Here is a 14,930-nt window from a genome sequence, read left to right on the forward strand (position 1 = left end):
TTGTTAAAAGATAATGTATTATCGGTTTTCTCCAAACCTATAACAAAGAGTTTTAATTACTAGTTTTATAGGTGTCATTATGTATAAACATCTGTCCGCATTACTCCTAGCCCTATTAATGCTTACTTCTTGTAGGGAAGCTAAAGTTCAACTCACACATGGTATAGATGAATCTGCTGGGGGAGGTTCCGTATATATTATCACTTCACCTTCGGCAACATATTATCTGGAAAAGACCGGCGGCGGTTTGTCAAGTATGATTGACAAGGATGGTGTGGATTGGATAGGCTTTCACAATAAAAAAGGTTCCGCCCATAAAGGCGAATACCGAGGTTTTCCAAATGCTGTTCATAAACAAGATGGTAGTTACTTTCACGCTATGAATGTGGGAACCGACCCATCAGGTTCGGCAGTAGACATTGAGTCCGAAAATCATGTTCGCATTACCTTTACATCGGACAATGAACTATGGCAAGGACAATGGGATTTTTACCCCAACCGCTGCGACTTCACAATGACAAAAATCAGCTCAGGTTATAACTATTGGGTACAATATGAAGGAGTACCTGGCGGCGAAATGAACAGGACTGATTTTTGGTATGCCTCCGCCGATACAAAACAGCATCCTATTGACGAGCCCTTTGAAGACGACTTACCATCTCCTGAGTGGATGGCCTTCGGCGACACCAACTCACCCCGTGTACTTTATTTGCTGCATCATGAAGATGATGAACTCCCTGATAACTATGTATATAGACCCGATATGACCGTGCTGGGTTTTGGCCGGCAAAATGGAGATAAGACCACCAAGCATTTAACTACCGTACAAACTTTTTCTATTGGCTTTGTCGAGTCCACAGAGCGTTCGGCTATAGATTTCGCTATCAGAAAGCTACTTGAATAACTACCTTCCAGCTAATTTACTATATCGTTGATTTCACTTTTGATAAATTGACAATTCGGGATTAAAATCGCCGATTTAATGTTAAATATTTGGTAGTCTTACAAATATCCTTATTTTTGGTAAACCAAAGTGGTTAACCAATTTGAAATAGTAAGAGTTCTTCAATTGATGTGGCTTTATTTTTATTACAAGTAAGTCTAATTTTAAACTTTGAAGAATTAAATGGGCTGTCGCAAAAGCTAATCCAGGTACTGATATTCCGTTAATTGTAACCAACATAAAAAATAACATGAACTTAAAAATAACCAAATCCAATTTTGTTCATTATCCATTAATGGTAATTGCTGTGGTACTACTGAATAGTTGTGGAGATATGAATAAAAAGCAAAACGACACAAAGGAGTTTGAGAAGTTAGCTCTGGGGACTACTGCAAACGACATCATACCATTTTTTCAACATTGGAACTTAATCTTAGGTGATGGTTCTAATGTAGGTCAGGCAACTGACTATGAGAACAAGGATTTCTTTTATACTGCAAGCGATGACAATGGAGATTGGGTAGTATTTAAGTCCCCGAATGCAGGTAGTACTCATGGTTCTTCCAACAATACAAGAACCGAGCTGGCCCAATTAAAAAAGTGGACACCAATGACGGAAGCCAAAATGAACGCCACGCTTAAGGTAATGAATGTGTCAACTACTGGGGATGCCCGCGTTGCTGCCACGTACTCCGTAGTGGTTGGTCAGATTCATAGCGCTGACGGTCATGAGAACGAACCCTTAAAAATATTTTACAAAAAATTCCCTGGTCATACGAAAGGTTCGGTCTTTTGGCATTATGAAATCAATACAGCAGGCGATGATAACTCACGTAGATGGGATTATTCCTATCCTATCTGGGGTTATGACTTTTCTGTTGTTGGAACTGATGCAAACACCTATCCGCCAGAACCACAAGATGGAATTGCTTTAGGTGAAGAGTTCAGTTATGAAGTAGATATTAAGGATGGAATGATGCATCTAACATTTACTAGTGAAGGGCATGAGACCAAAACATTTACTAAAAATCTAATTTCCTCTGAATATACAGAACGCTCAAATATACCAGAACAAGTCAAAAAATTATTCGTACCCATAGGTCAAGATGGTTTAGAGCGTAAAGATGCGTACACAGGCGAGGGCCTCTTTTTTAAATTGGGAACGTACAACCAAACGAACGGAAAAGACCCTAAAGTCAACAAGGTATGGTGCTCAGGAGCTGAAACCCATGGTGGTGATCTTCAAAAGCAATATGCAGATGGTAATTATGCTGAAGTTTGGTTCAAATCAGCAAATATCACAATCAGTGATGATGCCATATCCAATGCAGGGTATTTCGAAGCTAATGATGGCTTAAGTACAAAAACAGTTTATCCAAGTGAAATAATTCCCTTTATGGATAAATTTAAAATATTGCTGGGCAATGGAACGACTGTAGAGGATCTCACAGCGTTCGAACATAAAGATTTTTTCTATACTGTAATTGATGGTACGAGGCGCTGGGTGGTCTATAAAACACCAAATTCTGGCGTCACTTCAAAAAACTCCAGCAATACCAGAACGGAGTTGCACGAAAAAAGAGAATGGACACCTGAAGAAGGGGGTAAACTAACCGGCACCTGTAAGGTCATGCAAGTTTCTACTTCTGGCCATGCCAGAGTTGCAGCCTCTTACGCAACAGTGGTGGGGCAAATTCATAGTGGTGAAGGACATGAAAATGAACCTTTGAAAATATTTTATAAGAAATTCCCAGGCCATACCAAAGGCTCCGTATTTTGGAATTATGAAATCAATACAGCTGGCGATGATAATTCTGGAAGGTGGGATTATTCCACCGCGGTATGGGGAAATGATATGTCCGTGGTTGGAACAAGCAAAAATGAGTATCCCGCTGAACCAGAAGATGGAATAGAATTAGGAGAAGAATTCAGTTATGAAGTAAATGTGTATAAGGGCATCATGTATCTCACATTCAAAAGTGACAAACATGAAACCAAAACATTTACTAAAAACTTGATTTCATCAGATTATACTGAAAAATCAGACTTGCCAACACAGACGCAGAAAATGTTCGTTCCAATGGGTCAAGACGGTACTGAAAGAGCCACTGCTTATAAAGGCGAGTTAAATTATTTCAAGCAAGGTGTTTATAACCAAACCAATGGTAAAAGTCCTGAGACAAATATGGTTTGGTCTACAGGTGCTGAAACCTATGGCGGTGATATCACAAAGCAATATGAAAACGGCTGCTATTCCGAAGTATGGTTTGTAGATGCAACAGTGGGGCCGGGTGTGCCAAATAAGTAAATCAGCACTACATTTATAACGAATCAAAACCAATAAAAAAATGAAACGATTTAGTGAGAAATATATCATAACCAAGGAAATGGAATGGGAAGAACTTGGTGGAGGTGTATCAAGAAAGTTCTTAGGTTACGACAACCAAATCATGATGGTAAAAGTGAAATTTGACAAAGGAGCATTAGGTGCCCCACATCAACATTTTCACACACAAGCTACCTATTGTGTTTCAGGTAAATTTGAATTTGAAATTGATGGAGAAAAGAAAATTGTAGAAGCAGGAGATGGAGTTTATATAGAACCTAATTTATTACATAGTGCAGTTTGTTTGGAAGAAGGAGTGCTAATTGACACATTTAGCCCTGTAAGAGAAGATTTCTTAAGTGGTGGTGGGGTATCTTATTTTGGAGATAAACAGTAATAATAAAAAAACCGCTAGTCCTATTCGAGAGGACTTTATGTCATAAAAAAATACCTATGGATTTAAAAGGAAAAGTAGCCATCGTAACCGGTGGAACAAGGGATATCGGAAGAGCCATAAGTGTAAGATTGGCAAAGGAAGGTGCAAAAGTTGTTGCCAACTACTTCAATAACGAAGAAAATGCCTATGAAACCCTCAAAGAGATCGAGTCGGCAGGAGGAACGGCAATTATCGTCAAAGGCGATATGACCAAAAAGGAAGATGTAGACAATTTAGTAAAAGAAACAACTGCAGCGTTCGGAGATTCAATTGATATTGTAGTTAACAATGCCGGAGGATTAGTTGCCAGAAAAACCATAGCAGAAATGGACGAGGCCTTTTTTAATAAGGTTATGTTCTTAAACCTCAACTCCACATTTTTAGTATCAAAAGCAACTTTGCCACATATGGGGTCCGGTGGTTCAATAGTGAACATTGCTTCCCAGGCGGGAAGAGATGGCGGCGGCGGCGGTTCTTTGGCCTATGCAACATCAAAAGGAGCAGTGATGACCTTCACAAGAGGATTGGCAAAAGAAGTGGGCCCAAAAGGTATTCGGGTAAATTCACTATGCCCTGGAATGATCGCAACCAAATTTCATGATGATTTCACCAAAGATGAGGTGCGTAAAAAAGTGGAAGGTATGACACCGCTTCGTAGACAGGGCTCTGCAGAAGAAATTGCGAATACGGTGGCTTGTTTGGCTTCCTCTGAAACCTCTTTTATGACGGGTGCGAATGTAGATATTAACGGGGGGCTGGCCTTTTCTTAGTAAAAATCTACTGAATTTTACCAGTTTGATAAGTTAGAAAGCGATTAATTGCGGACTTCCCAAAAACAGAAATCATAAAATTTGAATTTAATTTTTATTTAACAAAGTAATAACATATATTTGGTAAACCAAATTGGTTAACCAGTATGGGAAACCAATTAAAAAACACTCAAAAGCTTAACTACTAACGAACTATAACTAACAAAATGAGAAAATAAAAATCTAAGGAAAGAAAAAAGGACGGGTGCACGCCCATCCTTTTAAAATCAATTACTTCATTTTGAAGGGAAGTAATACTTACATGATACCATCGATATCATATTCTACAAAATTACAATAAACATTTGATCTTTTAGAATACGAGTCTTCGGTAAATCTTATTTAACAAGCGAGAAACTTGTTAAATACAAAAAGTGATATTGACTAACTTATTTTAACTAAAATTTGAACTTTATGAAGATTACGTTATTAAAAAGGCTGTTATTGTTTGGAGCATTTATTTGTTTCTCAGCGGTATCGGCACAGACGGTAACAGGTACGGTAACTGATTCCAGTGGCCCGTTACCTGGAGCAAGTATTGTGGTAAAAGGAACCACAAATGGTACACAGACTGATTTCGATGGCAATTATTCAATAGACAATGTAGATAGTTCTGCTACCTTGGTATTTAGCTACATTGGTTTTGCTACCCAAGAAATTGCAGTTAATGGTCAGAGTGCCATAAATGTAGTTCTCGCAGAAGACGCTAGCCAACTTGAAGAAGTTGTAGTAGTAGGTTATGGTACGCAAAAGAGAGCAAATATTACCGGTGCTGTCGCTAAAGTAGGAGGAGCTGAAGTTGCGGGTATTCAAGCGGCGCGTGTTGATGATGCATTGGCAGGTAAGTTGCCAGGGGTTTTGATTCAAAACCAAAGCGGTGAGCCGGGTGCTGATCCAAAGATTCAAGTAAGGGCAGCTTCATCACTATCAGGTGATTCAAATCCATTGATTGTTGTGGATGGGTATCCTATTTCAGGAAGTTTAGCAACGGTGAACCCAAACGATATTCAAAGTTTAGAGGTTTTAAAAGATGCTGCTTCCGCCGCCATTTATGGTTCTAGGGGAGCAAATGGTGTTATTTTGGTTACAACCAAAAAAGGTAGAGCAGGTAAAGCTAACTTTAGCTATAACAGTTATACCAGCTTCTCACAAAAATATGTGAAAGACATTGAAATGCTCAAAACGGCTTCAGAATGGGCTGATGAATTGCAAACAAGCGCTTATGATCTTTCTGAAGTTGATCCCGGTCTATTGAATTATAGATTAAATGCCCTTAGTAATGCCCCTGATGTAGTAAGTATGGAAGATTGGCTTTTCCAAAATGGTACTACACAAAGTCATGACCTCAGCGTTAGCGGAGGTAGTGAAGACTTAAGAGCCTTCGGTTCTCTTGGTTACTTGAACACTGAGGGTATCGTAAGGGGGCAAGGTTTTGAAAGAATGAACGCACGTTTGAATGTCGATGCTAATTTGGGAGAAAGAATTCAGGCCGGAGTAAGTTTTAATGGATTCTATGGAAAGCAAGATATTGTACCTCATGACATGCGAGATCTGTTACGATCGTACAGTATTCACCCTATTTACCATACACAAGCGTCTATTGATTTCGTCCAACAATTGGATGCTCAAAGACAGGCATTGTTCGATGCGACCGGTGGAGCGAATATTCCAGGAGCATTTGCTAACCCATTTGATAATGGATATAGGGGTACCGGTAATATTAACTCAAGTATCTACACGTTACAGCCAGGTGATATTGCACACGAATGGCATTATGGTAGAGAGCAAAACGGTATTGGTGGATCAGGAGATTCAGGTCCAGCAGCAAAATTTGACAATGCACGGAATTATCAAAAAACCTATTTTGGTAATGTGAGCTCTTATCTACAATTCGAACTTTTTGATGGACTAAATATTAAAACCGTTCTGGGTGGAGATTTTAGGGATGTCGAGAACTATTATTATCAAGGAACTTTGGCGGATGCTCGTGAGCGTACCAATCAATCTGACTTGGATATCTCGAATATAAGAACATCTTCCGTATTAAGTGAAACTACATTGAACTATGCTAAAGTAATTGGCAAACACGATATAGCTGCGGTAGCAGGCTTTGAAGTACAAAATAACTATATCAAGGGATTTAGCTCAAATGCAACGAATGTACCAATTGGTCTGCCTCTAAATTATGGTCTATTTGACCCCGCAGACGTGATTACAACGGAGATAGATGAAACTAGGTCAAGAAGGAGTGTTTTTGGAAGAATTCAATATGCGTTTGACGATCGTTATTTGGTAACCGCTTCGCTTAGAAGGGACGGTGATTCTCGTTTCGGGGCTAATAAGAGATTCGCAACGTTCCCAGCACTTTCTTTAGGTTGGAACATACATAATGAATCATTTTTAAAGGATAGCGATAAGTTGAGCCAGTTTAAACTTAGGTTTAGTACAGGTTCTTTAGGTACCACTTCTTTCTTAGGGTCGTACGACGCGTTGAGTTTACTGAGTGCTGCGCCAACTGCTACCGGGACTGGATTTCTTATACCTAGTAATATAGCAAACCCTGATTTAACTTGGCAGACCAATACGGAGACAAACTACGGTGTTGATTTAGGATTTTTTAATAACCGCTTAAGATTGGGTGTAGATTATTATACCTCTGATATTGAAGACATGTTGATTAACCAAAGTGTTTCAGAAGTGTTCGGTGTACCCTCTGTTGTACTAAATCGTGGTAATATAACAAGTTCCGGTTTGGAGTTGGAACTAAATGCAAGCATAATACAAGCCGAAGAATTGTCTTGGAGCGTTGGCGCCAACTTATCTACCGTTAATCAAGAAATCACTAGTCTTGGTGATTTGGACGAACTGCCTCGGGTAGTTTATGGTGGACCGAGTGGTAGAGGTCCTGAATTTCGGAATTATGTAGGTGGAGAACTTGGTGAAATGTGGGGATATGAAGTGACCGGAGAAGTTGAAACGATCCATATAGCTGATCCAACAAGAAATATCGGATTCGGCAGCTCAGAATGGTATGTTGTAGACCAAAACGGTGATGGTGAAATTACGTATGAAGGTGATTATGTCAAGTTAGGGTCAGCTACTCCTGATTTTTATTGGGGACTGTCAAGTAATTTAAACTATAAGGCTTTTGATTTAGCACTTCAGTTCCAAGGGTCTCAAGGAGCGGAGGTTTACAATATCGATCCGATTTACTGGAAATCACAATTTGGTGGTAGAGTGCGCGATAGTTTTGACGCCAATGACGATGGCATTGCCGATGCTACTGGCCAGTTTTATCAGGAAACCAGAAATGCTCATGGTTCAGGGGTTCAGGATGCTTCTTATTTAGCCTTGAGAAACTTAACTATAGGGTATACCCTTAGTTCGGATGTGACTAGCAAAATAGGTTTAAGTTCTGTGAGAATCTACGGGGCAGCAACCAATTTGTTGTACCTGTTCGGAGATAATTATACCTCTTTTAACCCTGAAGGTGTAGAGACTACCAATGGTGGCTATCTCGGCCCAACAACCTACGGGTACCAAGAAGGTGCTAGCCCGATAGTAAGAAGCTTTACGCTTGGTTTGAATGTTAATTTCTAAATTAAAAAAAATGAAAAATATATATTTAATATTGGGATTGTTGCTGTTAATTACGGCATGTGACAATGATTTGGATCAATTGCCTCCTAAACAATTAGAATCAAGTTCTTTGACAGATTACAACGGTGTTTTGAATGCGGCGTATCATTATCAGACTGGTACACCAACTCCATTGGCGATAATGGGCGATTTTAGGGCTGACAATATGTTGATGGACGAAGAACCCTATCCTGCATTTGACAGATTCAATGCGGATCTCGCAGGAGGAGATTTGGTAGAACAATTTTTTCGTCCCTTCTACAGCAATTTGTACAAGTCGATCTTAAGTGCGAATAACGTAATTGATAATTCGACGAATGGTACTGAGGTTGCTGAAGCTAGATTTTTAAGAGGGTTGTCTTACTTGAAGCTTGTGATGGTTTTTGGTGATGTGACTGTAAATTTATCGCCGGCACCAGACGTAACGGATCAGTCTATTTTGACAAGACGGCCAGCTGCTGAAGTTTACGATAACGTGATTATTCCGGACTTTCAAGCTGCAATATCCGGTTTAGATAATTCTGGATTAGCTAGTGGACGCGCGTCTCAAATCGCAGCTCGGGGATTTCTCGGAAAAGTATATATGCACAGAAGTAATTTTAGCGCTGCGGCAACAGAACTTGCGGCTGTAATAAGCAGCGCTGCCGGGGAAGGGATTAGTTTAGAACCCGACTTTGCCAACGTGGTAATCGATGAGAGTTCAGAGATAATTTTTGCGACCCAGGTATCAACTTCTGTTCCTGACGTATATACTGTAGGTACAGAGTATCCAGGATGGTTTAGTGGAGGTGACACAAAATCTCTTACACCATTGGACCCAGACTTGACTGCTGCTTTTGATGCGGTTGCGAATGATACACTTGTTGGAGGGGATTTAAGAAGAGCGCTAACTATTGATGAGGCAACAAGCGCAGGAGTGAAATATACTGGTGGTCAGGAGCAGGACTTTATAGAACTGAGATTGTCCGATGTTATTCTGATGTACGCTGAAGCGTTGAACGAAACGGGTTCATCAGCAGCGGAGGTTTTAGGCCTTTTAGATGATATTAGAACTAGAGCGGGGTTAACTGTTTTGGATCCTTTGACTATCAATACAACTACTTTGGTTAGACAAGCCATTGCCGACGAAAGAAGATTGGAGTTGGCCTTTGAAGGCCATAGATGGTTTGACTTGGTCAGAACGGGTACCGTCGATGCTGAAATGGGAGAAACAATTAATAGTAATTATCATCTGTTTCCAATTCCAAACTCAGAAATTCTTGCGAGCGGCGGAGTAATTACTCAAAACCCTGGATATTAATTTGTAATTAATATTCATGTAGTAAAATTATAAAGACAATGCCATTCAACTTCAACCATTTCAGTAAGGATTAAAGTACTTAAGTTGCTTTGGGCGCGGTGACAGTGGCATTGTTTTTATAAAATATAGGAGTTTTGAAGTAAACCTATGTGTTGGGCTACTTATGTGAAAGAGGTGGGAGTTCATAAATTCACACTTGAATTAATCACAACGAGGGAAAGTCCAAAGTGATTCTAGGTAAATCAAGATTCGATTGATTCTGAAAACTTTCATTTACAAAAGTGGGACATCTTGGAAAATAGCGTTAATGCTGATAATTATCAGCAGACCAGTGATGAAGGTGCGTTTGCCAAAGTAAAGTTTTTTTAATTAGAAGTTGCCCATTAAAACGATATAAAGAATTGAACCAAGTGGGAGTTTCCCCTTGTTTCATCAAGGAAGTTGTTTGAGTTAGTTTTTTATTGTTTTACTGGTCTTTCATAGGGCCAGTAAAACTACTCAAACTTAATTGTTGAACAGTAGTTCTTTTGGGTCGAACAACGTTGGAAGATTTTTTTTGGTTGAAGTTAATTTCATAAATTTAACAAACCAATCTGGTTAACCAATTCAAAGTTAAATATGAAATTAGAAATCCTCACTAAAAACGAAAATCAAGAAATCCAAAATAGTATAATCTCCAAAATTAGGGATTTGATTAACTATAAAAATCTTGAACCTGGCGACAAACTTCCTTCAGAGCGGATGCTATCGGAGAAGTTCGAAGTAAGCAGAAGCAATGTTCGGGAAGCCATTCAAAAGCTTGAGTTCTATGGAATATTGAAATCAAAGCCCCAAAGCGGAACCTTCATCGCGGACATCGGCCAAGTGGCCATGAACGGAATGATAGAAGATATTCTGAGACTTGAGGAACCCGATTTCAAATCTTTGGTAGAGACCAGAATTTTATTAGAGCTAAAGACCGTAAGACTGGCAGCTCAGAGAAGAACGAAAGAAGATTTAAACCGAATGCAGTATGCTTTAGAGGCGTATAGCGATAAAGTACTTAAAGGAGAAGATGCGGTTCAAGAAGATTTGTTATTCCATTTAGCAATAGCCAAGGCGAGTGGCAATAGCACCATGGACACGTTCATGCTTATCATTACGCCTGAGATTATTACGAATTTTGAAAAATATCATGTTTGTGACAAGGATCAGGCATTTAAAGGTATTCAGGAGCATAAAGATATTTATGACGCTATAAAAGCTCAGGATCCTCAACTGGCCAAAGAAAAAATGAAGGTACATTTTAAAGTACTATACCAGTATTGTTATAATATATAGAGGTTAAATGAAGCACAGATGAAGGATGAAATTGCACGCTTTTATCTTTCATGAGAATATTAGAAGGGAAGTAATACCTAGAATAATACTACAAAATTCTACCGATTTGAATATCCGTTCAAGTTGTACCGGAAATTTTTTAGCAATAGTTCGAGGTATGTCGATAGAGGAAAGCATTTTGCTTGCTGAACTTTATTGATCGAATTAGGAATATAAATATCAAAATAACTGGGATTACCAACCAAAGCAAACTAGTATGAAAGTCAAAGGATTAAGATGGTGGATTATCGCATTGATTTGCTTGGCCACCGTAATCAATTATATAGACCGTACAGCATTTGGAGTCATGTGGCCTGAAATGGGCAAAGACCTTGGCATGGACGAATCAGATTATGCCATCATGCTGAATATATTTATGATTACCTATGCCGCCGGTAAATTTCTCTCAGGAAAACTGTATGACATGATCGGTACGCGTATGGGTTTCGTTGTATCAATCGTAGTGTGGTCGTTGGCAGCTGTATTTCATGCCTTTGCAAGGGGTCTGGTTTCCTAAGTGTTGTACGGGCACTACTAGGACTGGGCGAGGCCGGTAACTGGCCAGGGGCCGTAAAAAGTAATGGAGAGTGGTTTCCGATAAAAGAGCGTGCGATCGCACAAGGTATTTTTAATGCAGGAGCTTCTTTAGGGAGTGTCATCGCGCCGGCGCTGATCGCTGTTTTATATTCCCAATTCGGTTGGCGAACCACCTTTATCATTTTAGGACTAGCAGGGCTACTTTGGGTAATACCGTGGTTGTTCATCAACAAGGCAAAACCTGATAAGCACTCATGGATAACGGAGGAAGAAAAGAAACTGATCATGATCGATCAAATCAAGCCAGTCAAAGAAGACGAGAAGGAAAAAGGCTTGTCACTTATCCAGATATTAAGTTATAAAGAATCTTGGGGAGTACTCATGTCCCGTTTTTTCATCGAACCCATCTGGTGGTTGTTTGTTGGATGGATGCCACTTTATTTGAACTCAAAATTTGGTTTCAGTATCGAAGAAATAGGTTCCACTATCTGGATATCCTATTTGGGAGGTATGGCCGGAAGTATAATAGGTGGTTGGTATTGCGGTAAACTCATGGAAACGAAATCAGTAGATGCCGCCAGAAAAATTACGATAACGATTGGAGGGGCATTGATTTTCTTGGGCTTGTTAGGAATAATATTATTGGTTACCGAGAACAACCCCATGACATTCATCTATATCGTGGCTGTCGTATTGTTCGGATTCCAGTTTGCCATCGGTAACATTCAAACCATTTCGAGTGACCTTTTCCGTGGCCCTTCTGTAGGAACTTTAGCAGGATTGGCTGGCACTGTTGCCGCGGTGTCCGTAATTATCATGAACTCTTTAATACCAATGATAGCACAGGTGTCCTATACTCCTGCGTTTATTGTAATAGCGGTACTTGCTCCATTGGCGGTTTTATCGATATACGTACTAATAAAAAGAATCAGACCAGTAGAAATAGAAACAATATAATAAGCTTAAATATTTATAAAAAATGAATTTAAAAGGAAAAGTAGCAGTAGTAACCGGAGCAACAGGTGGTATTGGTTTTGAAGTAGCAAAGCGATTAGGTAAAGACGGATATACTGTGGTTTTAAATGGTATAGAAGATGAGGTCGGAACCAAAAGGATAGAAGAGCTGACTGCCGAAGGCATTACTGCTGAATATCGCGGTTTCGATGTTACGAGCGAAGAAGCGGTAACTTCAAATATTAAAGCAATAGGAGAAAAGTACGGTAGAATCGACGTCCTTGTGAATAATGCAGGTGGTTTGGGTGGAAGATCACGGTTTGAAGAAATGACAACTGAATTTTACCGAAAAGTGATGGCGTTAAACTTAGATTCGGTGTTCTTCGCTTCAAGAGCCGCAATACCGTTTCTTAAAAAAGGAGAGTACCCATCGATAATTAATTATACATCAAATGCAGGGTGGACCGCTGGTGGTCCAGGCGCAGGAATCTACGGAACATCTAAAGCGGGAGTTCATGCGATAACTAGAGCATTGGCAAAAGATTTGGCTGAATACGGTATTCGTGTAAATGCAGTATCTCCCGGTACAATTGACACGCCATTTCACGCACAAATTAAAGCAACGAAACCAGAAGTTTTTGCTTCATGGGCGAATAACATTATGCTAGGCAGATTAGGTCAACCAGAAGACGTAGCAGGTGTTATTTCCTTCTTAGCAAGTAAGGATGCATCGTTCATTACCGCTGAAACTATCCAAATTGGCGGTGGTCAAGCATTAGGAATTTAAAAACAGTCCAAGTAAAATAACCGTTAACGATTTTACTATTTTTAAAACCGCTTAATCCGGTATGATGTTCCCCCAATACCGGTTAAGTCGTTTTTAAAACAATACCTAATTTAATACGATTATTAGATGAAGAAAGTAGTGACGTTCGGAGAAATTATGCTCCGTCTAGCACCTCCAGGATTTTTAAGGTTTTCGCAAGCCAATAGCTTCGATGTAGTTTATGGCGGTGGAGAATCCAACGTGGCCGTTTCATTGGCCAATTATGGTGTTCCAGTTGATTTTGTAACCCGCTTGCCTAAAAACGATATAGGCGAATGTGCGTTGATGGAAATGCGAAAAAGAGGCGTCGGTACCAGCAAAATTATTTTTGGTGGCGACCGTTTAGGAATATACTTTTTAGAAACCGGTGCGGTATCACGAGGGTCTAAGGTAGTCTACGACCGTGCACATTCCGCTATTGCGGAAATAGAATCGGGTATGATTGATTGGGATGCTGTTTTTGATGGCGTAGAGTGGTTTCACTGGACGGGTATTACCCCGGCCATTTCGCAAGGAGCCGCCGATGTTTGTTTAGAAGCGGTCAAAGTAGCCGACAAAAAAGGCATAACCATTTCAACAGATTTAAACTATAGGGCAAAATTGTGGAACTATGGCGGCGACCGCGAAAAAATCATGACCGAATTAACTTCGTACTGTGATATTATTCTCGGGAACGAAGAAGATGCGGAAAAGCATTTCGGAATTCACCCAGAAGGTTTAGATGTGCATAAAGATGGTCATGATGTAAAGGCGGAAGCTTTTTTATCGGTCTGTAAACAGATGATGCAAAAATTCCCGAAAGCCAAAAAAGTCATTACGACTTTGAGAGGTTCTATTTCTGCTTCACATAATACGTGGGCAGGTGTTTTATGGGATGGTGCTAAAATGTACGAAACCAGACAATACCAAATCACCGATATCGTAGACCGTGTAGGTGGTGGCGACTCTTTTATGGGCGGTTTGATCTACGGATTGTTGAAATATCCTGAAGATGACCAAAATGCATTGGATTTTGCCGTGGCCGCTTCTTGTTTGAAGCATACCATCAAAGGAGATGCAAACTTGGTGACCGTATCGGAAGTAGAAAAGTTAATGGGTGGCGACGCTTCGGGTCGCGTAGCAAGATAAATATGGCACAATATTCAAGAATAGAAGTAGCAACGGTAATGAAGGAATCAGGAATGGTTCCTTTATTCTACCATCCCGATATCGAATTGGGAAAAAAAGTATTAAAAGCCTGTTATGACGGTGGCGCTAGGCTGATGGAATTTACAGCTAGAGGCGATTTCGCCTTTGAAGTATTTTCCGAGTTGAACAAATTTGCAATCAAAGAACTTCCCGGAATGATAATGGGCGTCGGTTCGATTACAGATGCGGGAGCGGCCAGTATGTTCATGCAAATGGGAGCCAACTTTGTTGTAACTCCCTCTTTAAGAGAGGATATCGCAATGGTTTGTAACCGCAGGAAAGTTTTGTGGTCTCCTGGTTGTGGTTCTTTAACGGAAATAAATAGAGCCGAAGAATTAGGATGTGAAATCGTAAAGCTCTTTCCAGGTGATATTTATGGTCCAGGTTTCGTAAAAGGAATAAAAGGCCCACAACCTTGGACAAGTGTTATGCCTACGGGTGGGGTAAGTACAGATGAAGCAAATTTAAAGGCTTGGTTCGATGCCGGGGTTATCTGTGTCGGAATGGGTTCCAAACTGATCAGTAAAGAAATATTGGCCAACAAAGATTTCGCAGAATTGGAAAATACGGTTAGAAAAACCTTGGAAACTATTTCAAAATTGAAAAACTAAAA

The 14,930-nt window shown here is 39.9% G+C and carries 12 protein-coding genes and 1 pseudogene; all 13 read left to right on the top strand.

Going from position 1 to position 14,930, the window contains the following annotated elements:
• The first annotated feature begins 79 nt into the window (after nucleotides 1–79).
• Complete coding sequence (locus tag N8A86_RS14320; protein ID WP_273566016.1) at nucleotides 80–904, top strand: hypothetical protein; 825 nt, start codon at nucleotides 80–82, stop codon at nucleotides 902–904.
• A 373-nt stretch (nucleotides 905–1,277) separates the two neighbouring features.
• Nucleotides 1,278–1,574 (top strand): annotated as a pseudogene (locus N8A86_RS22040) (polysaccharide lyase family 7 protein); the annotation flags it as partial.
• Between the two features lie 687 nt (nucleotides 1,575–2,261).
• Nucleotides 2,262–3,251 carry a polysaccharide lyase family 7 protein gene (locus N8A86_RS22045; protein ID WP_430682202.1) on the top strand — a complete coding sequence of 330 codons (990 nt, stop codon included), beginning with the start codon at nucleotides 2,262–2,264 and terminating at the stop codon, nucleotides 3,249–3,251.
• Nucleotides 3,252–3,291: 40 nt separating this feature from the next.
• Nucleotides 3,292–3,666: a cupin domain-containing protein gene (locus N8A86_RS14335; RefSeq protein ID WP_273566017.1), complete on the top strand. Its 375-nt coding sequence runs from the start codon at nucleotides 3,292–3,294 to the stop codon at nucleotides 3,664–3,666.
• 56 nt (nucleotides 3,667–3,722) lie between these two features.
• The gene (locus N8A86_RS14340; RefSeq protein WP_273566018.1) at nucleotides 3,723–4,475 is read left to right on the top strand and encodes an SDR family NAD(P)-dependent oxidoreductase; all 753 of its coding nucleotides are present in this window, start codon (nucleotides 3,723–3,725) and stop codon (nucleotides 4,473–4,475) included.
• A 453-nt stretch (nucleotides 4,476–4,928) separates the two neighbouring features.
• Nucleotides 4,929–8,114 (top strand): SusC/RagA family TonB-linked outer membrane protein, encoded by a 3,186-nt coding sequence (locus tag N8A86_RS14345; RefSeq protein ID WP_273566019.1) that lies wholly within the window; start codon nucleotides 4,929–4,931, stop codon nucleotides 8,112–8,114.
• A 10-nt stretch (nucleotides 8,115–8,124) separates the two neighbouring features.
• Complete coding sequence (locus N8A86_RS14350) at nucleotides 8,125–9,453, top strand: RagB/SusD family nutrient uptake outer membrane protein (RefSeq protein ID WP_273566020.1); 1,329 nt, start codon at nucleotides 8,125–8,127, stop codon at nucleotides 9,451–9,453.
• Between the two features lie 618 nt (nucleotides 9,454–10,071).
• Nucleotides 10,072–10,773 carry a FadR/GntR family transcriptional regulator gene (locus N8A86_RS14355; protein WP_273566021.1) on the top strand — a complete coding sequence of 234 codons (702 nt, stop codon included), beginning with the start codon at nucleotides 10,072–10,074 and terminating at the stop codon, nucleotides 10,771–10,773.
• Nucleotides 10,774–11,029: 256 nt separating this feature from the next.
• Nucleotides 11,030–11,329 carry an MFS transporter gene (locus N8A86_RS21650; protein WP_337251621.1) on the top strand — a complete coding sequence of 100 codons (300 nt, stop codon included), beginning with the start codon at nucleotides 11,030–11,032 and terminating at the stop codon, nucleotides 11,327–11,329.
• Complete coding sequence (locus N8A86_RS14360; protein ID WP_337251622.1) at nucleotides 11,278–12,306, top strand: MFS transporter; 1,029 nt, start codon at nucleotides 11,278–11,280, stop codon at nucleotides 12,304–12,306. Before N8A86_RS21650 ends, N8A86_RS14360 begins: the two co-directional genes overlap by 52 nt.
• 22 nt (nucleotides 12,307–12,328) lie before the next feature.
• Nucleotides 12,329–13,090 (top strand): SDR family NAD(P)-dependent oxidoreductase, encoded by a 762-nt coding sequence (locus N8A86_RS14365; protein ID WP_273566022.1) that lies wholly within the window; start codon nucleotides 12,329–12,331, stop codon nucleotides 13,088–13,090.
• A gap of 126 nt (nucleotides 13,091–13,216) precedes the next feature.
• On the top strand, nucleotides 13,217–14,257 hold the full coding sequence (locus tag N8A86_RS14370) for a sugar kinase (RefSeq protein ID WP_273566023.1): 1,041 nt from the start codon (nucleotides 13,217–13,219) through the stop codon (nucleotides 14,255–14,257).
• Nucleotides 14,258–14,259: 2 nt separating this feature from the next.
• Nucleotides 14,260–14,928, top strand: a complete 669-nt coding sequence (locus tag N8A86_RS14375; protein WP_273566024.1) for a bifunctional 4-hydroxy-2-oxoglutarate aldolase/2-dehydro-3-deoxy-phosphogluconate aldolase — start codon at nucleotides 14,260–14,262, stop codon at nucleotides 14,926–14,928.
• The last annotated feature ends 2 nt before the right edge of the window (nucleotides 14,929–14,930 follow it).

Origin of the sequence: Maribacter halichondriae (genome assembly GCF_027474825.1) — a bacterium.
Taxonomy (GTDB): domain Bacteria; phylum Bacteroidota; class Bacteroidia; order Flavobacteriales; family Flavobacteriaceae; genus Meishania; species Meishania halichondriae.

Bases quoted from the DNA above. Each gene is read 5' to 3' on its own strand.
- N8A86_RS14320 (WP_273566016.1), top strand. From the start codon at position 80: ATGTATAAACATCTGTCCGCATTACTCCTAGCCCTATTAATGCTTACT.
- N8A86_RS14335 (WP_273566017.1), top strand. From the start codon at position 3,292: ATGAAACGATTTAGTGAGAAATATATCATAACCAAGGAAATGGAATGG.
- N8A86_RS14340 (WP_273566018.1), top strand. From the start codon at position 3,723: ATGGATTTAAAAGGAAAAGTAGCCATCGTAACCGGTGGAACAAGGGAT.
- N8A86_RS14345 (WP_273566019.1), top strand. From the start codon at position 4,929: ATGAAGATTACGTTATTAAAAAGGCTGTTATTGTTTGGAGCATTTATT.
- N8A86_RS14350 (WP_273566020.1), top strand. From the start codon at position 8,125: ATGAAAAATATATATTTAATATTGGGATTGTTGCTGTTAATTACGGCA.
- N8A86_RS14355 (WP_273566021.1), top strand. From the start codon at position 10,072: ATGAAATTAGAAATCCTCACTAAAAACGAAAATCAAGAAATCCAAAAT.
- N8A86_RS21650 (WP_337251621.1), top strand. From the start codon at position 11,030: ATGAAAGTCAAAGGATTAAGATGGTGGATTATCGCATTGATTTGCTTG.
- N8A86_RS14365 (WP_273566022.1), top strand. From the start codon at position 12,329: ATGAATTTAAAAGGAAAAGTAGCAGTAGTAACCGGAGCAACAGGTGGT.
- N8A86_RS14370 (WP_273566023.1), top strand. From the start codon at position 13,217: ATGAAGAAAGTAGTGACGTTCGGAGAAATTATGCTCCGTCTAGCACCT.
- N8A86_RS14375 (WP_273566024.1), top strand. From the start codon at position 14,260: ATGGCACAATATTCAAGAATAGAAGTAGCAACGGTAATGAAGGAATCA.